Genomic DNA, 20,848 nt, shown 5'->3' on the forward strand with positions numbered 1-20,848 from the left:
CACTCAGAGGGCGTCGGCCGTCGTCACGGACGTTGGACGGGTTGCGGTGGACGCTGGTTTACGCCTCGACGACGGCGTGGATAAGCGTACGGCAAAACCGTGTGGTCCTGGCGCCCGTGGCAGGCGTCAAGCTGTCGGAGAAGCGTGAGCTGAACCGGCAGCGACGGAGTCAACCAAGAACTCGTCTCCGGGGAGATCACGGCATAAGCCGTAAAGCCATTGCGCAGGGAAGGCCGGGTGTTCTCCGCTGCCCTGTATGCTCGTGTGCAGCCTACTTAGTGCAAACCGCACACGGGACCGCGGGTGCAGCGCGCACCCGGTCTTCCCTGCGCCCTCATTTTCGGGGGCAAGGAATTTCTGGCAAAGCTCGGGCGCAATGCGTCGCGAGAATGCGAATCCGCGTCCCTGGTAATTGATGAACATCCCCACCCACGTCGTCCCGGACAAGCGAAGCGCGATCCGGGACCCATACGCCGCAGCGGTTGTTGTTGAGCACGCTGAGCGACGACTTACTTTAACAACAGATGACCGAGATTATGGGTCCCGGCGTTCGCCGGGACGACGCAAGAGTTGTTCAAACCGGCTGATGCGCCGGAGCCCGCAATCCCGCCGCCTTGACCTTACCGAAATCCGCAGTGGATTTCCCCGTCAGGGCCGCCAGCACCAGCGCGACCATGTGGGCGAGGCGCTCGTCCCGCGCCTCCTTCTTCAGGAGGTCGCGGCCGAAGATCACGCTCAGCGTCGCGCTGTTCGACAGATAGAAGAAGCACAGACCGGCGATCGAGATATAGAGCTGGACCGGATCGACCGCGACGCGGAAGTCGCCGCTCTCGACGCCGCGATTGACCACCGTGCGGATCATCTCGACGAACGGCGAATGCATCGATTTGACCTTGGTCGAGCGCTTGAGGTGGCGGGCTTTGGCGAGGTTCTCAGTGTTGAGCAACGCCAGGAATTCCGGATTGCGGATGAAGTAGTTCCAGGTGAAATCGATCAGCCGTTCGATGGCATCAGGCGGATCGAGATGTTCGAGATCGAGCCCGCGCTCCTCGGCGCGGATCTGCTCATAGGCGCCCTCGAGCACCTCGAGGTAGAGGTCTTCCTTGTTGCCGACGTGATAATACAGCATGCGTTTGTTGGCGCCGGCATTGGCCGCGATCCGGTCGACGCGCGCACCGGCAAGGCCGTGGGCGGCAAATTCCTGCTTGGCGGCCTCGAGAATGCGGATCCGCATGCCCTCGGGGTCGCGCTGCCATTTCAGAACACGTTTTGCCTTTGCCAAATCAATCGCTCGATGAACACATGATGTCTGCTGTAGCACGCACGGCGCGATTTGAGAACGTAGGGTGGGCAAAGCGAAGCGTGCCCACCATCTTGCTTGCCGAAGCGGATGGTGGGCACGGCGCAAGCGCGCCTTTGCCCACCCTACGGCCGCTCACCCTACGGCTTCACCGAAGGCTGCACCAGCAGCGTCGGCACGCCGCAGGTGCCATTGCGCACGGTCATCACCCGCGTCCCCGGCTTGCGGCCGGTGCGGATTTCGGAGACGTCGACGCCGGCAGCCGTCAGCCGCGCATGGGTGGCGTCGATGTCGGCGACGCGCCAGCACAGGCCCCGCAGCCTGTCCCGGAGTTTATCTTGGAGTTTATCTTGCGCCCCGTCCGCCGGCTTGCCCGGCCGGTGTGTCACCTCGACGATGAGATCGCCGCAGCGGAAGAACATCAGCCGGCCCCAGTCCGGATGCGACCGGTCGAGCGCCATGTCGAGCCCGAGCCGCGCGCCATAGAGCGCGGCGGCCCGCTCGGGATCCGGCGTCGAGACCACGACATGATCCATCGCGGTGATCGATGCCGGCCCGGTTCGCACCGACAGCGGGCGCTCCTTTGCCAGTTCGAGGAAGAACATGCGGATGCCACGCGTCGCATCTGTGGCGGCGCGGGTGCGCTTCCACGACAAGGTCGCCTCCGTGACCGCATCGCGGCTTTCGACCTCGGCGACCGGCTCCGGCTTCAGGGTCAGCCGGTCGAGCCTGCGATGCAATTTCGTGATGTCGTTGGTGCGAAAACAAAGGCTCGCCAGCCCCTCACCCTGCGCCGCGAGCACGGCGCGAATGCGCTCCGCCGCCTCGCCGTCGCCACTCGGCGCCATCAATTCCAGCGTCACGTTATCGAGCGTGAACAACACGCGCTCGGCGCCGTCACCACTGTTGCGCCAGGCCGGCGTCCGCCCAAACAGCGTCTGATAGGCCGCCTCGCCCGCCGAAATATCGCCGGTGAGAACGACCACATGATCGAGACCTGTAATCACGGCAAAAGCCCTCCCCCTTTTGTCGCACCGTCCGGAACCCCGGGCAGCGGTCAGCCGTTATGGCCCGGCATCCTGACGATCCCTCAAGGACGGTCCTAATCCCCTGACATGCCCTTCTCAAGCCGCAAACACGGCACGGCTGCGAATAATTTCAGCGAATGCATCCGACAAGCGGTGCTAGTGTAGCGCGCCGGGCCGGACCCACCCTTCAGCCCAAGACTCTGAAGTACAATGACGGAAAACGAATGCAGGCCCTCTTCATCGGACAGACCTATATCGACGTCACCTTCATCACCGACCACATGCCGACCGGCGATGAAAAGCATGTGGCCTCGGCCTACGCGGTGTCGTTTGGCGGCAACGCTGTCACGGCGGCGTTCTGCTGCGCCAAGCTCGGCATCGTGCCGGACCTGATTGCGACGGTCGCCAACGACTGGCTCGGCCGCATGTTCTGGGACATGAGCGCGAAATACGGAATCTCGATCCATCCGCGCAAGGTCAACGCCTCCTCGCTGTCCTTCATCATGCCAAAGGACGGCAAGCGCGCCATCGTGCGTTGCCGCGACGACGAACACATCCATCCCTTCCCTATCCTCAATATCAAGGGATGCCGCGCGCTGCATATCGACGGCCACCAGCCGGACGCAGCCATCCATTACGCCAAACTATGTCGCGAAGCCGGCATCCTGACCTCGCTCGACGGCGGCGGCCTGCGCAGCAACACCCATGAGCTCCTGGAATTCATCGACGTTGCCATTGTCGCCGAGCGGCTCTGCGAACAGATGGACAAGACCCCGGAAACGATGCTGGATTATCTCAAGAGCCGAGGCTGCCGGGTCGGCGGCGTCACGCTCGGCGAAAAGGGCCTGCTGTGGTACGACGAGACCGGCTCGGTTCGCAGCTTGCCCGCGCTGCCGATCCCGCGCGAGCGCGTGATCGACACCAACGGCGCCGGCGACGTCTTCCATGGCGCCTACGTCTATTCCTATTTGAGCAACCCCGGCAAGAGCTGGCGCGACCATTTCGAGTTTGCGCGCGCCGCGTCTACCTTCAAGATCCAGCGGCTCGGCAACGAGGCGGGATTGCCGACACTGACGGATATCGAAGTGGTCAAGATGGCGTTTGCGGCCAGCCCGTGACCGGATGAATCGGAGCTAGAATGGGGCGCGTCTTCGTCGCCGGCAGCATCAACATGGATGTGGTGGCGACCGCCGACCGGCATCCGCTTGTCGGCGAGACCGTCGCCGGCAAAGCGGTGCTGTATTTCCCCGGAGGCAAGGGCGCCAACCAGGCGGTAGCGGCCGCCAAGCTCGGGGTATCAACCACGCTGATCGGCCGGCTGGGAACGGATGCCTTCGGGCAGCAATTGCGGGCGTTTCTGGCCGCGCAAGGCGTTGACCTCGCGCATCTCAAGGACACCGCCGTGGCCCATACCGGAACGGCGCTCATCACGATTGCCAATGCCGACAACACCATCGTCGTCGTACCCGGCGCCAATGCACTTGTGAGCGCCGAGGATGTCGGCACGCCCGTTCTCGCCAGGGGCGACATCGCAGTCAGCCAGTTCGAAATCCCGCTGCCCACGATCGCTGCATTCTTCGAGCGCGCCCGCGCTGCCGGTGCGACCACGATCCTCAACCCCGCGCCCGCGACCAGGTTCGGTCCGGAATTGCTCGATCTCGTCGACATCCTCGTTCTCAACGAGACTGAGCTTGGGTTTCTCACCGGCACTGAGCTTCGCGATATCGATGATGACAACAGCTTCATCGAAGCCGTCCGGTTGCTGCCGTCAAACCGCGACCAGATCGTCTGCGTGACACTGGGCAGCCGCGGCGTGCTTGCGATGATCGATGGTCAGCCGTCGGTCATCGCCGGCCGCAAGGTGAAGGCGGTGGATACTACCGGCGCCGGCGATTGCCTTGTCGGCGCGCTCGCGGCGCAGTTGGCGGATGGAAAAGCCATCCGCGACGCCCTCGCCTATGCCAATGCCGCGGCGTCGATCTGCGTGCAACGGATGGGCGCAGCACCCTCGATGCCGACGGCCGCGGAAGTGGCGGCCGCTATCTGAGCCAACAAGAAGGAAAAACATGGCCAAGATCGAACGCGTCGAAATCCTGCAGGTCGATCTGGTTCCGAAGGTGGTGCGCACCGACGCGATCCAGTCGTTCGCCGCGCAGGAAACCCCGATGGTGCGCATTCACACCAGCGACGGCATTATCGGCACCGGATACTCCTACACGATCGGCACCGGCGGCTCGTCGGTTGTCGGCTTGCTGCGGGATCATCTGGCGCCACGGCTGCTCGGCCGCGATCCACTCGACATCGAAGCGATCTGGAAGAGTCTGTTTTTCGCAACCCATGCGACCGCGGTCGGCGCCATCACCAGCCTCGCACTAGCCGCCATCGATACCGCGCTGTGGGACGTCAAATGCCTGGCCGCAGGCCGGCCGCTCTGGAAGGAGGCCGGCGGCGCGCAAGCCGCCGTGCCCGTCTACTCCACCGAAGGCGGCTGGCTGCATGTCGAACCGCAGGCGCTGGTCGATGACGCGCTCGCGGTGCGCGCGCAGGGTTTTGGCGGCGCCAAGATCAAGGTCGGCCGGCCGCATGTCAGCGAGGACATCGCGCGTCTCTCGGCGGTGCGCAAGGCGGTCGGGCCCGGATTCGAGATCATGGTCGACGCCAATCAGGCCTTCACCGTCGGCGAAGCGATCCGCCGCGCGCGGCTTTACGAGCCGCTCGACCTTGCCTGGTTCGAAGAGCCGCTGCCGGCGGAAGACCTAGGCGGCCACATTCGCCTCGCGGCCTCGACCTCCCTGCCGATTGCGGTCGGCGAGTCGATCTATCACCCGAGCCACTTCCGCGAATATCTGCAGCGCGACGCCTGCTCGATCGTGCAGGCGGATGTGGCGCGTATCGGCGGCATCACACCGTGGCTCAAGGTCGCCCACCTCGCTGAAACCTTCAACGTTCCGATCTGTCCGCATTTCCTGATGGAATTGCACGTCTCGCTGTGCGCCGCCGTGCCGAATGCGGCCTGGGTGGAGTGGATCCCGCAGCTCGACACCATCACCACCAGCCGCCTTGCGATCGAGAACGGCAAGGCCAAGCCGCCGTCGGCGCCCGGCATCGGTATCGCGTGGGACTGGCAGGCCATCGCAAAGCTGCAGGCGTTCACGCCGATCGTCGTGAGGGCCTGACGTCACCTGAGCGGGAAAATGCGCGTCAGGGCCGGTGAAACGCAGCCGTCACTTCAACGACTGCAATTCGTCGTATTGCGCCCGCGTCCATCCGGCGCCGGCGGCGGCATCGTTGTGCAACGGAACCGCTGCTTGCCGGAAAGCTTCGCGATCCGGCTCGACCACGGTCATGCCGAGCTTCTTGAGCTGTGTCGCCAAAACCCGTTCCGAAGCCTCGATCGCCTCCGTCGCCTTCGCAGCGGCCTCCTTCATCGTATCCGCAAACAGCTTCTGCTCGTCCGGCTTCAGCTTGTTCCAGACGTGGCTGCCGATCACCGTCACCATCGATTCCGTGATGTGGCCGCTCAGCACGATGTGACTCTGCACCTCGTAGAATTTCTTGGCCATGATCGTGGGCAGCGGATTCTCCTGACCATCGACCAGACCTTGCCGGAGCGCATTATAGACGTCGGAGAACGCGATCGGCGTTGCGTTGGCGCCGACGGATCTGGTGAACATCAGGACCAGCGGCGCCGGCGGCACACGCAGCTTCATGCCCTTCATGTCCTCGGGCTTGCTGATCGGCTTGTTGGCGGTGACATGACGCTGCCCGTAATAGGTCAGCGCGACGATCTTGTGCCGGGTCTTGTCTTCATAGTCCTTCGCAAGGTCGGCAAACAGCTTGCTGGCGCGATAGGCCTTCCAATGGTCGAAATCGCGCAGCATGAACGGCGCGCCGGTGATGCCGAGCGGCTTGTAGGTTGCCGCGACGAAGTTGATGCCGACATAGACGATATCGACGGTGCCGAGCCCAAGCCCCTCATTGAGCTGATTCTCGTTGCCGAGCCGGGAAGCCGGAAACACCTCGATATCGAATTTGCCGTTGCTACGTTTCCTGATCTCGCCCGCCGCCCACAGCGCTTCGGTGTGGTAGGGCTCGGTGATCTCGTAGACATGCGCCCATCGCAGCTTGGTCTGGGCCGAGGTCGGGCCGGCCATGACCATGGCAAGGATGACGGCGCTGCTTAGCATCAGACAGCGTGTCCAGGCGGACATGCTACCCTCCCCGATTGACTCCCGGAAGCCTCTGGCGAGCTTTCTACAGCGTTGCCGAAATGGTCCGCCGATGCAAGTGGACTGGCGGCACTCCGATTTAAGTCAGCGCGCTCTTCAGATCGAAGCTGCTATCAGCCGCCTGCTCCGGCCCAATCGAGCCGTTGGCGGCCAGCAGGCGCCGTCCGAACATGTGATCCCCGGCACGGTTGACGGATTCGATGCCGACGAGTTGCCCGGACTTGTAGCAGAAGGCGGAGAACGCCCCCTGCCCGCGATCGCCGCGCACCACCACCTGGTCATAGCCCGTCGTCAAACCCGCGATCTGAAGCTTGTGGGGACCCTGGTCGCTCCAGAACCACGGCAGCCCGTCATAGACTTTGGCATCGCCGGTGAGCCGCGCCGCGACACAGCGCGCGTGGTCGGTGGCGTTCTGCACCGATTCGAGCCGCAGCGATCCGCCGAAGCGCGGGCTGGCATAGAGTGCACAATCGCCGACCGCCGAGATATCCGGATCGGCCGTCAACAGATGTTCGTCGACGATGATACCGGCCGCTACCGGCAGGCCGGCCTGGGCCGCCAGTTCGACATTCGGCAGGACACCAACCCCGACCACGATGAGGTCGGCAGACATATGCCGGCCATCGCTGAGGCTGACGCCGGTGACATTGCTGCCGTCGCTTTCGATGCTCGTGACCTGCACGCCGAGATGAATGCGAATGCCGGCCGCAGTGTGGCTCGACTGGAAGAATTCGGAGATTTCAGCGGTCACCGCGCGCGCCATCACGCGGGTGCCGAGTTCGACCACGTCGACTTCCAGGCCCTTGCCCCGGGCGGTCGCGGCGAATTCCAGTCCGATGAAGCCGGCGCCAATCACGACCACGCGCTGGCCGGATCCGATCCGGTGCCGCAACGCCTCGCTTTCGTCGAGGGTGCGCAAATAGCGCACGCCCTCCAGATTGGCGTTGGGAATGTCGAGCAGGCGATTGCGCGCGCCGGTCGCCAGCACGAGGTGGCCGTAGTCGAGGAAGGAACCGGAGGCGAGCAACAATTTATGCGCCCCGCGGTCGATCGACACCGCCCGGTCGGAAATCAGCTCGATCTTCTGGTCGGAAAAGAATTTTTCCGGCCGGAACATCAGGCTATCAGGCCCGCCGGTTCCCTTCAGATAGGCCTTGGACAGCGGCGGCCGCTGGTATGGCAGATGGCCTTCGTCATTCAGGAGCACAATGCGCTCGGCAAAGCCGTGCTGGCGAAGCGAGGCCGCAACCTGAAAGCCGGCATGTCCGGCGCCGACGATTACGACAGGCCCTTGCAAATCCGGTCCTTGCGTCATCGGGACAACCCAATTGCAGGCGCACAGGAATTACCCATGTCGTCTCCTCTCACTGCTGATGTTGGCTTGCTCGCCTCGTGAGAGCGGCGCTCGTGTCCGCGTCCCGAACGATGGGCACCCCCATTAGGCCTCAAGGTTCGGCAACGCGCAAGGGCACCCCTGCCCCGGAAGGACGGATAAGGCCGCATCCTACGGCCGGGTCCGGGATTGTCTCCCCCGGGCTTCTGCGATTTAAATGCGGGCGTCCGTTCCGCCCGGAGGATTTTCCGATGACGACACAAGATCATACCGCTGCCCCATCCGATGAGCCGGCACGGCTCACGATCGAAGGTCCGATTGCGACCATCACGCTGAACCGGCCCGCGGCGTTCAACTCGATCGACCTGTCAATCGCGAAAAAGCTGGAACAGCTTGGCGCCGAGGTCGAGGGCAATGACGCGATAAGAGTGCTGGTGATCCAGGGCGAAGGCCGCGCCTTCAGCGCCGGCGGCGATCTGCAGACCATCGGTGCTGCCGCAGCCGCAGACACCATTGCGCCCGTGGTCGGCGAACTCTTGAAGCACTATCACGCCTTCATCGAAACCATCCGGCGGATGCCGAAGATCGTGCTGTCGAGCGTTCACGGCTCGGCGGCGGGCGCCGGCATGGGCCTCGCCTTCGTGACTGATCTTTGCATCGCCGCTGAAGACGCCCGCTTCACGCCGGCTTACGCCAAGATCGGCGTGTCGCCGGATGGCGGCAGCACCGTCGGCATGGTCGGCACCGTCGGCACCCGCCGCGCGCTGCAGCTGTTTCTCGCTGAAGACAGTTTTTCGGCGCAGCAGGCTTACGATTGGGGTTTGGTCGCCAGGGTTGTTCCGGCCGCAGAACTGAAAGCGGCGACGCAAAAATTCGCCGAGCGATTGGCGCAAAACCCGCCAGCGGCGATCAGCGGCACCAAGTCGCTGGTTTACCAGGCCGCGGTCACCCCGACCAAACAGCAGCTTGATGCCGAGGAACAGAAGATCATCGACGCCATGCACACCGATGATTTCCGTGTTGCGGTGAAGAAGTTCACCAGCAAGGGGAAGTAGAGGCGGCAACCGAAGCCTAGCCCTTCCCCTCGCCGCGCATGAAATCGAAATCGCAGCCTTCGTCGGCCTGCAGGATGGTCTCGTTGAACAGATGCGCGTATCCGCGCCTGGCCCATTCGGGTGTTGCTGCCGGCGCCAGCGCGGCGCGGCGTTTTTCGAGCTCGGCATTGTCGACCAAGAGATCGATGCTGCGTTTGGCGACGTCGAGCCGGATCATATCGCCATTCCTCACCAGCGCCAGCGGACCGCCGACGGCGGATTCCGGCGTGATGTGCAGCACGATGGTGCCGAACGCCGTCCCGCTCATGCGCGCGTCCGATATCCGCACCATGTCCTTGACGCCTGCGCGTCCGAGCTTTTTCGGGATCGGCAGATAGCCCGCCTCCGGCATGCCCGGCGCGCCCTTCGGCCCGGCATTGCGCAGCACCAGCACGTCGTCGGCGTTGACGTCGAGTGCGGGATCGTCGACCCGCAGCGTCATGTCCTCGACCGACTCGAACACCACGGCGCGGCCGGTATGCTGCAAGAGCTTGGGGCTTGCCGCTGAATGCTTGATCACGGCGCCGCGCGGCGCTAGGTTGCCGTGCAACACCGCCATCGCGCCTTCCGGCTTGATCGGATTGCTGCGGGGACGGATCGCATCCTGCCCCGGCACTTCTTCGGCGTCAGCCACGACATCGCGCAGCGTCGCACCGGTGATGGTCTTTGCATCGAGATCGATGAGATCGCCGAGCTGCGCCATCAGCTTCGGCAGGCCGCCGGCATGATGGAAGTGCTCCATGTAATGCTCACCCGACGGCTTCAGGTCGATCAGAACAGGCACTTCGCGGCCGAGCTTGTCAAAACCTTCGAGATCGATGCGATGTTTGGTGCGGTTGGCAATCGCGGTCAGATGAATGAGGCCGTTGGTCGAGCCGCCGATCGCCTGCAGCACGACTTGCGCATTCCGGAACGACGACGCGGTCAAAAACTCGCTCGGCCGCGGCCCCTTCGCCTTGGCCATCGCGGCGGCGACCTTGCCGCTCGCTTCCGCGGAACGGAAGCGTTCGGCGTGTGGCGCGGGAATGGTGGCGCTCATCGGCAGCGACAGGCCCAGCGCTTCGGTGATGCACGCCATTGTGGACGCCGTGCCCATCACCATGCAGGTGCCGACCGATGGCGCGAGGCGGCCGTTGACGGCTTCGATCTCGACATCGTCGATTTCACCGGCGCGGTATTTTCCCCATAGCCGCCGGCAATCGGTGCAGGCGCCGAGCACTTCGCCCTTGTGATGCCCGACCACCATGGGCCCTACGGGAATGACGACGGTCGGAAGGTCCGCACTGACCGCAGCCATAATTTGCGCCGGCAGGGTCTTGTCGCAACCGCCGATCACGACAATGGCGTCCATCGGCTGGGCGCGGATCATCTCCTCGGTATCCATCGCCATCAGGTTGCGCAGATACATCGAAGTCGGATGCGAAAAACTTTCGGCGATCGAGATGGTCGGGAACACCATCGGCATCGCGCCGGTCAGCATCACGCCGCGCTTCACCGCTTCGATAATCTGCGGCACATTGCCGTGGCAGGGATTGTAATCGCTGTAGGTATTGGTGATGCCGACGATCGGGCGATTGAGCGCGTCGTCGGAATAACCCATCGCCTTGATGAAGGCCTTGCGCAGGAACAGCGAGAAGCCAGCATCGCCATAACTGGCCAGTCCCTTGCGAAGTCCGTCATCAGCCATCTTGTTCTTCCCTGTTGCTGCAGACTCGCACTAAAGGAGCCTGAGAAATTATTGTCAATATTTGATATTCGGCGCCAAAACTACGCTGTTTCGTCACCAATCATGTGGCATTATTGACAATAATACCCGTGCGTGCTGACTTCCAACGATGATCGGAAGCAAGCATCCATGAACAAGCCGTTGCACATTGGCCCTATCGGCGCCGGCATGGTGAGCCGCCATCATCTGATCGCCTGGGCCGGTATAGCAGATCAGGCGCGCGTTGTTGCGGTCGCCGATCCCTCCGCCGAAAACGCCGCACGCCGCGCGACCGAATTCGAGATATCCAGAATCTACGCCAGCGCCGAAGCGATGCTGGCGGAGACCGATCTTGACGCCATCGACATCGCGGCGCCACGCGAGATGCACGCGCCGCTGGTCCGGCTCGCGGCAGCTAAGCGCCTGCCGGTGCTGTGCCAGAAGCCGCTGGCGCCGAACCTGCAGCTAGCGGCCGACCTCGCTGCCGAGGTCCGCGACCTGACGCGGTTGATGGTGCACGAGAACTGGCGTTTTCGCGGATATTATCGTGACGCCGCGGCCTGGCTGCGCGAGGGCCGTATCGGCAACATCAAGCAGGCGCAACTCACCTTGCTCACGTCGGGTGTGCTGCCGGGACCCGACGGGCTTTGTCCGGCCCTGGAGCGACAGCCCTTCATGCGGCGCGAGAAGCGCATGCTGGTCGCGGAGGTCTTGATCCACCACCTCGATACGCTGCGGATGCTGCTCGGGCCGCTGCGCGTGACGGCGGCTGCGCTTTCGCGTTCGAGCGAGCAACTGGTCGGCGAAGACGGCGCGGTGATCCAGCTCCAGGCTGGCAACGGCGCCGGCATCACGGTGTTTGCGAGCTTTGCCGCGCACGGGCATCCGGCCACCCAGATCGACCGGCTCGAAATTCTGGGCGACAAGGGCGCCATCAAGCTAGACGGGCCACAACTCATCTGTTCGGGCGTAACGCCGCAGCAGAGGGTCTACGATCTCGCTACCGAGTATCAGGGGTCCTATAACCGGACGATTGCGCACTTCGTGCAATCACTACGGGACAACACGCCGTTCGAGACCGCGCCGCAGGATAATCTGGAGACGTTGCGGCTGGTCGAGGATTGCTATCGGATGTCAGGCTGGGAGGCTTTGCAATGAAGCCGCAAGAAGCATTGACCGAGATTTCCGCGCTGACGCGCGAGGAAGAGCAGGCGGAAGTGATCCGCCGGCTGGAAGAGGACATCATCTTCGGCCGCTTCGCGCCGGGTTCGCGGCTGGTCGAAGACACGCTGATGACGCGCTACCGCGCCAGCCGGCATTTCGTGCGCCAGGGGCTGTTTCAACTTGAACGCCAAGGCATCGTGCTGCGCGAGAAGAACATCGGCGCCACCGTGCGGTTCTATTCGGCCGAGGAAGTGCGGCAGATCTACGAGGTGCGGGAAATGCTGACGCGGCAGGCGGCGCTGATGATCGCGTTGCCCGCACCCTCAAGCCTGATCGAGCAATTGAGCGAATTGCAGCGGCAGTACTGCGCCAGGGCTGACGCCCAGGATCTGCGCGGCATTCATGAAGCCAACGACGCCTTTCACGTCGCGCTGTTCTCCGCTTGCGGCAATCCCTATCTGGTGCGTTCGCTGCAGGACTACATGAACCTGACGCTGCCGATGCGCGCCAAGAATCTGGCCGACAAAGAGGGGCTGGCGCTGTCACGACGCCAGCACGAATTCATGATTGAACTGCTAAAAGGCCGCGACAACTGGGCGCTGGCGCAGCTCTGCGTCGATCACATGCAGTTCAGCAAGTCGGATTATCTCGGCCGCATCGCGGGGGATGAGACCGCGAGATAGCAGCTGTCATTCCGGGGCGATGCGAAGCATCGAACCTCAGATGCGCAATTGCGCATCGGGGAATCTCGAGATTCCCCGATGTGCTAGTGCACATCTGAGGTCTGCGCTTCGCGCATCCCGGAATGACGTAAACGTCACTTCCAGTCCACGATCCTGCTCTTGTCGCCGTCGAACTCCATGCCGCAGAACGTGCCGCCCTGGTAGAAATCGCTGACGGGATCAGGCTTGAGCTTGGCCTGCTCGGCCATCGCATGCTCGCGATGATCTTCGCCGCGGCCGGTCGGGCGGTAGCCGAGTTCGTAGGCGCGATGATTATCCCACCAGGCGCGCTCGTTGTAGGACGCGCCGTAGAAGATCTCGAAATGAATGTCGGGATGGTCGAGCCCGATCCGGCAGAGTTGCACCAGATCTTCCGGCTTCAGCCAGATCGCGAGCCGGCGCTGGTCCACCGGCTTTTCGCCGAAATTGCCTATGCGCAGACACGTTACCCCAAGCCCGTGCTTGTCGGCATAGAGCGAACCGACCGCCTCACCAAATACCTTGCTGACGCCATAACGGCTGTCCGGGCGCGCGGTGACGTCGGTGCCGATCCGGTGGTGGCGGGGGTAGAAGCCGACCGCGTGGTTGGATGAAGCGAACACCACGCGCTTGACACCCTTCTTGCGCGCCGCCTCGAACAGATTGTAGCAGCCGATGATGTTGGATTGCAGGATAGAGTCCCACGGGCCCTCGACCGAATAGCCGCCGAAATGCAGGATGCCGTCGACACCTTCGCAGATCGCCTCGACCTGCGCGGGATCGGCCAGATCAGCCGCTTTGAATTTTTCATTCGCGCCGAGATCGGCAGGCGTCGCAAGGTCGCTCAGCAGCAAATCCGGATAGATCGGCGGCAACAGTTTGCGCAGGCTGGTGCCGATTCCACCGGCAGCGCCGGTCATCAATATGCGTGGCATTTATTTCCTCTTGTCTTTCCTCTTCGTTGCGACCGATTTGCGGTCGCTGGCCGACAATGATAGCAAAACATTCTGCGAGGAAACGCAACAGCAACGAGAATAGCAAATGTCCGAGGCAACACCCCGCGCCGGCTGGCAGCCGGCGACCTATTATCCCGATCCGGCGATCCACGCGCTCGATCCGCGGTTTGAGAAATACTGGCTCAAGCTTTCGGCGGTGGAACGGCTGACCACCGGCCTGCGCTGGGCCGAAGGACCGGTATGGTTCGGCGACGGGCGCTATCTGTTGTGCAGCGACATTCCCAACAACCGCATCATCAAGTGGGAAGAGGAGACCGGCGCGGTCAGCCACTACCGCAAGCCGTCGAACTTCGCCAACGGCCATACCCGCGACCGCCAGGGCCGGCTGATCACCTGCGAACACGGCGGCCGGCGTGTTACCCGCACCGAATATGACGGCTCGATCACGGTGCTGATCGATTCCTTTGGCGGCAAGCGGCTGAATTCGCCGAACGACGTCGTGGTGAAATCGGACGGTTCGATCTGGTTCACCGATCCGATCTTCGGCCTGCTCGGCAATTACGAGGGCTACAAGGCCGAGCCCGAACTCGACATGAACGTCTACCGCCTGGATGGCACCACCGGAAAGGCGACCATCGTCGCCGAGGGCATTTTGGGGCCGAACGGGCTTTGCTTCTCGCCGGATGAGAAGATTCTCTACGTCATCGAATCCCGGGGCGTGCCGACCCGCAAGATCCTCGCTTACGACGTCTCGCCCGGCGGCGACACGCTTTCCGACAAACGCGTGTTCGTCGACGCCGGTCCCGGCACGCCCGACGGCATGCGCGCCGACATCGACGGCAATCTGTGGTGCGGCTGGGGCATGGGCGATCCCGAACTCGACGGCGTCGTGGTATTCGCGCCCGACGGCGTGATGATCGGCCGCATCGCCCTGCCCGAACGCTGCGCCAATCTCTGTTTCGGCGGCTTGAAGCGCAACCGGCTGTTCATGGCAGCGAGCCAATCGATCTACGCGCTGTATGTGAACACGCAGGGCGCGCTCGGGGGATAAGTCAGCGCCATCCCTGCCCGCGCCGGTTCAGCCCTTCTTTTCCTGCGCGGCGGCGGTCTGCTTGGCGAGCCCCTCCTCGAACGCCTTTTCCAGCGTCGCGGCATAGTCGTTGAACTCGCCGGGATTAACGAACGGATTGGGTCCGCCCTCGGCGAGTTTGGCGCGCTTCTCGGCCATCTTGTACATTTCCGGATGCGGCGCGAGCAGGACATCCACCTTCATGCCCCGGGCCCGCGCGAACGTCTTGCGGTAGTCCGCGACGATGCCCGGATAGGTCGGGTTGGTGACAAGTCGGTTCAGCGCCACGGTGCCACTGCAGAAGATCAGGACCGAGCGCGTGACGTTGTTGTCCTTCACCGAAAATTCCCAGCTGGTGCAGCCCGGCGAATGGCCAGGCGTTTCGCGCGCGGTGATCTTCACATCGCCGAGCGTAATCGTGTCACCCTCGCGCATGGTGCGGTCCACTTTGACCGGCGGGAAATTCAGCAACGTTTCCTCCCGCGCGCCCGGATAATAGCCGCCTTCGAGCAGCGGCTTGTCTGCCTCACCGGCGACAAGCTGGGCACCGCTCGCCGCTTTCATTTCGGCCAGACCACCGGTGTGGTCGATATGGGCGTGGGTGTTGAGGAGGTATTTGATGTCGGTGACCTTGAAGCCGAGCTTTTCGATGTTGCCTTTGATCTGCGAGGTCGCCTCCGGCATCACGGTGTCGACCAGGATGTGCCCCTGCGGCGTGGTGATCAGGTAGGACGCGAGCCCATGGGTGCCGACATAATAGACGTTACCGATGATCTTGAACGGCTCAGTCGGCTTGTTCCAGGCAATCGTAAGTGTCGCGAGCAGACCCTTGAGGTTCTGAGCCTGCGCTGCGCCAGCGAGCGACAGCAAGGCGACCAACATCACGATCAGCTTTTTCATTTCCACCCTCCGTTCTTGCTCTTGTATCGTCTCGCCATGGCGGCTTTACGGCGAGGCACGGCCAACACGCTATGCGAGGTCCCTCAACGGAGAGTGCCGGCTGCTTTAGGGCAGCCGGCACTCTTTCGAATAGACGACGCTAGCGCCGCATCAGCTTACGCGGCGTTGTAGCCGGCGACCGCCTTCACTTCGAGATATTCTTCCAGGCCGTACTTGCCCCACTCGCGGCCGTTGCCGGACTGCTTGTAGCCGCCGAACGGCGCGGTGCGATCGTTCGGAACGCCCTGCAGGTTGACGTTGCCGGCGCGGATCTGCTTGCCGACCCGGCGCGCGCTTTCGACGGTGTCACCGGTGACGTAACCGGCCAGACCATACGGCGTGTCGTTGGCGATCTTGACCGCCTCGGCTTCGTCCTTGGCACCGAGGATCGTGAGCACCGGTCCGAAGATTTCCTCACGGGCAATGGTCATGTCGTTGGTGACGTCGGCGAAGATGGTCGGGCGCACGTAGAAGCCCTTGTTGACGCCCTCGGGCAGACCGGGACCACCGGCCACGAGGGTTGCACCTTCCTCGATGCCCTTGTGGATCAGCGCCTGGATCTTGTCCCACTGGATGCGGGACACGACCGGGCCGATGGTGGTGCCGTCCGCACGGGGATCGCCGGCCTTGGTCTTGTCGGCGACCGCCTTCGCGATGGCGGCGACTTCCTTCATCTTCGACAGCGGCACGATCATCCGCGACGGCGCGTTGCACGATTGTCCGGAGTTGTTGAACATGTGCATGACGCCGCCGGTGACGGCCTTGGTGAGGTCGGCACCTTCCAGGATCACGTTCGGCGACTTGCCGCCGAGTTCCTGGCTGACACGCTTCACGGTCGGCGCGGCGCGCTTGGCGACATCGACGCCGGCGCGGGTCGAGCCGGTGAACGAGATCATGTCGATATCCGGATGCTCGCTCATCGCGGCACCCACCTCGGGGCCGAGGCCGTTGACGAGGTTGAACACACCCTTCGGCACGCCGGCTTCATGGAGGATTTCCGCGAAAATCAATGCCGAGGTCGGTGTGAATTCCGACGGCTTCAGGATCATGGTGCAGCCGGCGGCAAGCGCGGGCGCGACCTTGCAGGCGATCTGGTTCAGCGGCCAGTTCCACGGCGTGATCATGCCGATGACGCCGACGGGCTCGCGCAGCACCGTGGCGGTGCCGAGGTTTTCCTCGAAGTGATAGTTCTTCAGCACTTCCAGCGTGGAAGCGATGTGGCCGAGGCCGGCGCCGGCCTGCAGGCGCTCTGCCATCGGCAGCGGCGCGCCCATTTCGTCGGAAACGGCAGCGCCGATGTCCTTCATGCGGCCCTTATAGATCTCGATGATCTTTTCCAGGAGCGCGACGCGCTCCTCGCGGCTGGTCTGCGAGAAGGTCACGAAGGCGCGCTTGGCGGCAGCGACGGCCTTGTCGAGATCGGCCTTCGAGCCGAGCGCAACCTCATACATCGCCTCTTCGGTCGCCGGATTGACGACGGGCGTGGACTTCTTGACGGCGGGATCGACCCAGGCGCCGTCGATGTAGAATTGCATACGGTTGACCATCGGAAACCTCGTTATTTCACAGGACGGAAGGATTAAGGGAACGGGGGCGTTCGGCAGGCATCCTTGCACGAAAATCCCGGCAATTGAACCCGCCATATGCGGGATGCCGCGTCGCGGCAGGCACCGGATATAAGGTCAGGCGCGTGACGGATGCAAGACGGTAACCGTCGCCCCGGCGAAGGCCGGGGCCCATACGCCGTGAACTCTCATTTTGGCACTCCGGCCGACACCGATTAACACAACCACTGCTGCGGAGTATGGACCCCGGCCTTCGCCGGGGCGACGCGTCACACCGCCATCTTCCGATGCCGCACCGGCGCCCCCACCGTGAGGCTTTCCGCCGCATCGATGATGGCGTTGGCGTCCATGCCGTGGTGGCGGTAGAGGTCGGCGATGGTGCCGGTCTGGCCGAACTGCTCGACGCCCAGCGCCTCCACCCGGTGGCCGCGCACGCTGCCGAGCCAGCCCAGTGCGGCCGGGTGGCCGTCGATCACGCTGACGATGCCGCAGTCGCGCGGCAGCGGCGCCAGCAATTGTTCGATATGGCTGAGATGCGCCACGCCGCGGCGGTCGCGGCGCAGTTTTCGCGCCGCGGTCCAGCCTGAATGCAGCCGGTCCGCCGAGGTCACCGCCAATAGTCCAACGTCCCGGTGGCTCTCCCCGATGAAGCCGACCGCCTCGATCGCCTCGGGCGCGACCGCGCCGGTATAGGCGATCACGACGTCGCAGTTCGCACCCGGCTTGCGCAGCCAATAGGCGCCGTCGGTGATCTCGCGCTGCAGGTCCGGCGTCATGATCCGCTGCGGCTGGTCGATCGTCCGCGTCGACAACCGCAGATACACCGACCCGCCCTCACCGGCTTCGCGCTGCATGTGCTGGAATCCCCAGCCCATGATCACGGAGAGTTCATCGACAAAGGCCGGCTCGAATGAGGCCAGGCCGTCCTGTGCAATGCCGATCAGGGGCGTGGCAATCGACTGGTGCGCGCCGCCTTCCGGTGCCAGCGTAATGCCCGACGGGGTCGCCGCCACCATGAAGCGCGCGTCCTGGTAGCAGGCGTAATTCATCGCATCGAGGCCGCGCTGGATGAAGGGATCGTACAGCGTGCCGATCGGCAGCAGCCGCTCGCCGTTGATCTGGTGCGACAGACCCAGCGCCGAAAGCATGATGAACAGGTTCATCTCGGCGATGCCGAGCTCGAGGTGCTGGCCCTTGGGCGAGAAATCCCAGTTGAAGGTCGAGGGGATTTTCTCCTGGCGGAACAGATCGTGATTTTCCGCCTTCGCAAACAGCCCGCGCCGGTTGACCCAGGCGCCAAGATTGGTCGACACCGTCACGTCAGGCGACGTGGTGACGATGCGCGAGGCCAGTTCGGTATCGCCGCGCGCGAGTTCGTTGAGCACGAGGCCAAAGCCCTGCTGGGTCGACATCTGCGCCGCCGGCTTGAAGGCGAGCCGCTCGGGCACCTCGATCACGGGCGCGGTCAGGCGCCGGCGGCCCTCGGCGTTGAACGGCGCTTCGGTGAGGAACACTTCGAGATCAGCTGCATCCTGCGACAACCCTTCGAACTTCTCCCATTCATGACCGGGGCGGATGTTCTGCGCCGCACGCCATTTTTCCATCTGCGCGACCGTCATCAATCCCGCGTGGTTGTCCTTGTGGCCCTGCATCGGCAGGCCGACGCCCTTGATGGTGTAGGCGATGAAGCAAACCGGGCGATCATGGTCGATCGACTCGAAGGCATCGATCATGCTGGTCATGTCGTGGCCGCCGAGATTGGACATCAGCGCCAGCAGTTCCTCGTCACTGCGGCGATCGATCAGTTGGGTGACCTGCCCCTGATCGCCGATGTCGTCCTGCAGATGTTTGCGGAATGCCGCGCCGCCCTGGAAGCACAGCGCGGCATACATCTGGTTCGGGCAATTATCGATCCAGCGCCGCAGCGCCTCGCCACCGGGCTCGGCGAACGCCGCCTGCATCAGCGTGCCGTATTTCACGATTCTGACGTCCCAGCCGAAATTGCGGAACATGGATTCGAACTTTTCCCAGAGCCCTTCGCGCACCACGGCGTCCAGGCTCTGGCGGTTGTAGTCGACCACCCACCAGGTGTTGCGCAGCCCGTGCTTCCAGCCCTCGAGCAACGCCTCAAAGATATTGCCCTCATCCATTTCGGCGTCGCCGACCAGCGCGATCATGCGCCCCTCGGGACGATCTTTCATCCAGCCATGCGACTTGACGTAATCCTGCACCAGCGAGGAGAACAGGGTTTGCGCCACGCCGAGGCCGACCGAGCCGGTGGAGAAATCGACGTCGTCGGCATCCTTGGTGCGCGACGGATAGGATTGCGCGCCCTTGAAGCCGCGGAAATTCTCCAGCTTCTCTCGGGTCTGATGCCCGAACAGATACTGGATGGCGTGGAACACCGGGCTCGCATGCGGCTTCACCGCGACGCGGTCCTGCGGCCGCAGCACCGAGAAATACAGCGCCGACATGATGTTGGCGAGCGAGGCCGAAGAGGCCTGATGGCCGCCGACCTTCAGGCCGTCGGCGTTGGCGCGGATGTGATTGGCGTGGTGGATGGTCCACGACGACAGCCACAGTACCTTGCGTGCCAGCGCGGACAATAATTCCAGGCGTGCGGGCTCGATGGGCATGGCGTTGCTCCGGACTCGGGGTCAGGGTCAAATTTTACCGGGCATCAGGCCCCCAGAAATCTCAAATTTACGCGACATACCGGCCATAATTGGGATAAAATCCCAATCCGAACCCCATTATCCAGAGTTCATTCCAATGCACGCCCTCGACGCCATCGACCGCAAGATCCTCAGCCTGCTGCAATCCGACAGCCGCATGACCATGCAGGAGCTCTCCGAGAAGGTCGGACTCTCGGTGTCGCCCTGCCACCGCCGGGTGAAATTGCTCGAAGAGCGCGGCGTCATCACGCGCTATATCGCCACCGTCGACCAGAAATCGCTGGGCCTGCACGTCAGCGTCTTCATCTCGATCAAGCTGGCGCGGCAGAAGGAAGAAGACCTCAACCGGTTTGCCAAGGCGATCTCGAAATGGGACGAGGTGCTGGAATGCTATCTGATGACGGGAAATCGCGATTACCTGTTGCGCGTCGTCGCCGCTGATCTGTCGTCCTACGAGGCGTTTTTGAAAAACAAGCTGACCCGGCTGGACGGGATCGCGTCGATCGAGTCGAGCTTTGCGCTGAGCCAGGTGAAATACTCGATCGCGCTGCCGGTGTGAGGAAAAGCACTCATCTCTCGTCGTCCCGTCTTTCGTCGTCCCGGCGAACGCCGGGACCCATACTCCGCGGCGGTTATTTTGCGAAAGGTATCTAACGTCAGCGCTCTCACCGATGGGCCGCGGCGTATGGGTCCCGGCTCAAGGCCGGGACGACAGGGGTGTATGTTGTTGCACCATCATCCAAAACGCAGTTTCGCATTCTCGCGACGCATTGCGCCCGAGGTTTGCTGGAAACCTCCCGCCCTCTCATCAAGAGGGCGCAGGGAAGACCGGGTGCGCGCTGCACCCGCGGTCCCGTGTGCGGTTTGCACAAAACAAAGTGCACACGAGCATACAGGGCAGCGGAGAACACCCGGCCTTCCCTGCGCAATGGCTTTACGGCTTATGCCGTGCTCTCCCCGGAGACGAGTTCTGGGTTGACTCCGTCGCTGCCATTTCCGCTTGCGCTTCTCCGACAGCTTGACGCCTGCAACGGGCGCCAGGACCACACGGTTTTGCCGTACGCTTATCCACGCCGTCGTCGAGGCGTAA

The 20,848-nt window shown here is 63.3% G+C and carries 17 protein-coding genes; 8 read left to right on the forward strand and 9 right to left on the reverse strand.

The window, feature by feature from the left end:
• Positions 1–574: 574 nt before the first annotated feature.
• The gene (locus JQ611_RS40190; RefSeq protein WP_212468693.1) at positions 575–1,282 is read right to left on the reverse strand and encodes a TetR/AcrR family transcriptional regulator; all 708 of its coding nucleotides are present in this window, start codon (positions 1,280–1,282) and stop codon (positions 575–577) included.
• A 158-nt stretch (positions 1,283–1,440) separates the two neighbouring features.
• Positions 1,441–2,307, reverse strand: coding sequence for a VOC family protein (locus tag JQ611_RS40195; protein WP_212265002.1), 867 nt, complete (start codon positions 2,305–2,307; stop codon positions 1,441–1,443).
• 245 nt (positions 2,308–2,552) lie between these two features.
• On the opposite strand from JQ611_RS40195, the gene JQ611_RS40200 reads away from it, so the two are divergent.
• Genes JQ611_RS40200 through JQ611_RS40210 form a run of 3 tightly spaced genes read left to right on the forward strand, consistent with a single transcriptional unit; the run spans position 2,553 to position 5,504 of the window.
• Positions 2,553–3,446, forward strand: a complete 894-nt coding sequence (locus JQ611_RS40200; RefSeq protein ID WP_192734774.1) for a sugar kinase — start codon at positions 2,553–2,555, stop codon at positions 3,444–3,446.
• Between the two features lie 20 nt (positions 3,447–3,466).
• Positions 3,467–4,375, forward strand: coding sequence for a ribokinase (locus JQ611_RS40205; protein ID WP_212468694.1), 909 nt, complete (start codon positions 3,467–3,469; stop codon positions 4,373–4,375).
• 19 nt (positions 4,376–4,394) lie between these two features.
• Positions 4,395–5,504, forward strand: a complete 1,110-nt coding sequence (locus JQ611_RS40210; protein ID WP_212468695.1) for a mandelate racemase/muconate lactonizing enzyme family protein — start codon at positions 4,395–4,397, stop codon at positions 5,502–5,504.
• Between the two features lie 48 nt (positions 5,505–5,552).
• On the opposite strand, the gene JQ611_RS40215 is transcribed toward JQ611_RS40210, so the two are convergent.
• Together JQ611_RS40215 and JQ611_RS40220 are read right to left on the reverse strand one after the other, a co-directional pair.
• Positions 5,553–6,539 carry a sialic acid TRAP transporter substrate-binding protein SiaP gene (locus JQ611_RS40215; protein ID WP_212468696.1) on the reverse strand — a complete coding sequence of 329 codons (987 nt, stop codon included), beginning with the start codon at positions 6,537–6,539 and terminating at the stop codon, positions 5,553–5,555.
• Between the two features lie 97 nt (positions 6,540–6,636).
• Positions 6,637–7,872: an NAD(P)/FAD-dependent oxidoreductase gene (locus JQ611_RS40220; protein WP_212468697.1), complete on the reverse strand. Its 1,236-nt coding sequence runs from the start codon at positions 7,870–7,872 to the stop codon at positions 6,637–6,639.
• A 269-nt stretch (positions 7,873–8,141) separates the two neighbouring features.
• On the opposite strand from JQ611_RS40220, the gene JQ611_RS40225 reads away from it, so the two are divergent.
• On the forward strand, positions 8,142–8,945 hold the full coding sequence (locus JQ611_RS40225) for an enoyl-CoA hydratase/isomerase family protein (protein ID WP_212392385.1): 804 nt from the start codon (positions 8,142–8,144) through the stop codon (positions 8,943–8,945).
• A gap of 16 nt (positions 8,946–8,961) precedes the next feature.
• Here JQ611_RS40225 and JQ611_RS40230 read toward each other — a convergent pair whose 3' ends face one another.
• Complete coding sequence (locus JQ611_RS40230) at positions 8,962–10,671, reverse strand: IlvD/Edd family dehydratase (RefSeq protein WP_212468698.1); 1,710 nt, start codon at positions 10,669–10,671, stop codon at positions 8,962–8,964.
• Between the two features lie 168 nt (positions 10,672–10,839).
• Between JQ611_RS40230 and JQ611_RS40235 the strand changes: the two genes are divergently transcribed.
• Complete coding sequence (locus JQ611_RS40235) at positions 10,840–11,847, forward strand: Gfo/Idh/MocA family protein (protein ID WP_212468699.1); 1,008 nt, start codon at positions 10,840–10,842, stop codon at positions 11,845–11,847.
• A complete protein-coding gene (locus JQ611_RS40240) occupies positions 11,844–12,536 on the forward strand; it encodes a GntR family transcriptional regulator (RefSeq protein WP_212265009.1) in 693 nt (230 codons plus the stop codon). The genes JQ611_RS40235 and JQ611_RS40240 overlap by 4 nt, the downstream gene beginning before the upstream one ends.
• Positions 12,537–12,670: 134 nt before the next feature.
• Here the strand turns inward: JQ611_RS40240 and JQ611_RS40245 are convergent, their stop codons facing one another.
• Complete coding sequence (locus JQ611_RS40245) at positions 12,671–13,489, reverse strand: NAD(P)-dependent oxidoreductase (protein WP_212468700.1); 819 nt, start codon at positions 13,487–13,489, stop codon at positions 12,671–12,673.
• Positions 13,490–13,595: 106 nt separating this feature from the next.
• Here JQ611_RS40245 and JQ611_RS40250 point away from each other — a divergent pair, with 106 nt between their 5' ends.
• Complete coding sequence (locus tag JQ611_RS40250; RefSeq protein WP_212468701.1) at positions 13,596–14,561, forward strand: SMP-30/gluconolactonase/LRE family protein; 966 nt, start codon at positions 13,596–13,598, stop codon at positions 14,559–14,561.
• A 27-nt stretch (positions 14,562–14,588) separates the two neighbouring features.
• Here the strand turns inward: JQ611_RS40250 and bla are convergent, their stop codons facing one another.
• From bla to JQ611_RS40265, 3 genes are all read right to left on the reverse strand, one after another.
• Positions 14,589–15,479, reverse strand: a complete 891-nt coding sequence (gene bla, locus JQ611_RS40255) for a subclass B3 metallo-beta-lactamase (RefSeq protein WP_212265012.1) — start codon at positions 15,477–15,479, stop codon at positions 14,589–14,591.
• 155 nt (positions 15,480–15,634) lie between these two features.
• Positions 15,635–17,065, reverse strand: coding sequence for an aldehyde dehydrogenase family protein (locus tag JQ611_RS40260; RefSeq protein ID WP_212265013.1), 1,431 nt, complete (start codon positions 17,063–17,065; stop codon positions 15,635–15,637).
• A gap of 287 nt (positions 17,066–17,352) precedes the next feature.
• Positions 17,353–19,719 (reverse strand): transketolase, encoded by a 2,367-nt coding sequence (locus tag JQ611_RS40265; protein ID WP_212468702.1) that lies wholly within the window; start codon positions 19,717–19,719, stop codon positions 17,353–17,355.
• Positions 19,720–19,855: 136 nt separating this feature from the next.
• On the opposite strand from JQ611_RS40265, the gene JQ611_RS40270 reads away from it, so the two are divergent.
• Positions 19,856–20,317 (forward strand): Lrp/AsnC family transcriptional regulator, encoded by a 462-nt coding sequence (locus JQ611_RS40270; protein ID WP_192734786.1) that lies wholly within the window; start codon positions 19,856–19,858, stop codon positions 20,315–20,317.
• Positions 20,318–20,848 lie beyond the last annotated feature (531 nt).

Origin of the sequence: Bradyrhizobium sp. AUGA SZCCT0182 (assembly GCF_018130185.1) — a bacterium.
Lineage (GTDB): Bacteria > Pseudomonadota > Alphaproteobacteria > Rhizobiales > Xanthobacteraceae > Bradyrhizobium.

Excerpts from the sequence above, each read along its gene's own strand:
- JQ611_RS40200 (WP_192734774.1), top strand. The coding sequence starts at position 2,553 with ATGCAGGCCCTCTTCATCGGACAGACCTATATCGACGTCACCTTCATC.
- JQ611_RS40205 (WP_212468694.1), top strand. The coding sequence starts at position 3,467 with ATGGGGCGCGTCTTCGTCGCCGGCAGCATCAACATGGATGTGGTGGCG.
- JQ611_RS40210 (WP_212468695.1), top strand. The coding sequence starts at position 4,395 with ATGGCCAAGATCGAACGCGTCGAAATCCTGCAGGTCGATCTGGTTCCG.
- JQ611_RS40215 (WP_212468696.1), bottom strand. The coding sequence starts at position 6,539 with ATGTCCGCCTGGACACGCTGTCTGATGCTAAGCAGCGCCGTCATCCTT.
- JQ611_RS40220 (WP_212468697.1), bottom strand. The coding sequence starts at position 7,872 with ATGACGCAAGGACCGGATTTGCAAGGGCCTGTCGTAATCGTCGGCGCC.
- JQ611_RS40225 (WP_212392385.1), top strand. The coding sequence starts at position 8,142 with ATGACGACACAAGATCATACCGCTGCCCCATCCGATGAGCCGGCACGG.
- JQ611_RS40230 (WP_212468698.1), bottom strand. The coding sequence starts at position 10,671 with ATGGCTGATGACGGACTTCGCAAGGGACTGGCCAGTTATGGCGATGCT.
- JQ611_RS40235 (WP_212468699.1), top strand. The coding sequence starts at position 10,840 with ATGAACAAGCCGTTGCACATTGGCCCTATCGGCGCCGGCATGGTGAGC.
- JQ611_RS40240 (WP_212265009.1), top strand. The coding sequence starts at position 11,844 with ATGAAGCCGCAAGAAGCATTGACCGAGATTTCCGCGCTGACGCGCGAG.
- JQ611_RS40245 (WP_212468700.1), bottom strand. The coding sequence starts at position 13,489 with ATGCCACGCATATTGATGACCGGCGCTGCCGGTGGAATCGGCACCAGC.
- JQ611_RS40250 (WP_212468701.1), top strand. The coding sequence starts at position 13,596 with ATGTCCGAGGCAACACCCCGCGCCGGCTGGCAGCCGGCGACCTATTAT.
- bla (WP_212265012.1), bottom strand. The coding sequence starts at position 15,479 with ATGAAAAAGCTGATCGTGATGTTGGTCGCCTTGCTGTCGCTCGCTGGC.
- JQ611_RS40260 (WP_212265013.1), bottom strand. The coding sequence starts at position 17,065 with ATGGTCAACCGTATGCAATTCTACATCGACGGCGCCTGGGTCGATCCC.
- JQ611_RS40265 (WP_212468702.1), bottom strand. The coding sequence starts at position 19,719 with ATGCCCATCGAGCCCGCACGCCTGGAATTATTGTCCGCGCTGGCACGC.
- JQ611_RS40270 (WP_192734786.1), top strand. The coding sequence starts at position 19,856 with ATGCACGCCCTCGACGCCATCGACCGCAAGATCCTCAGCCTGCTGCAA.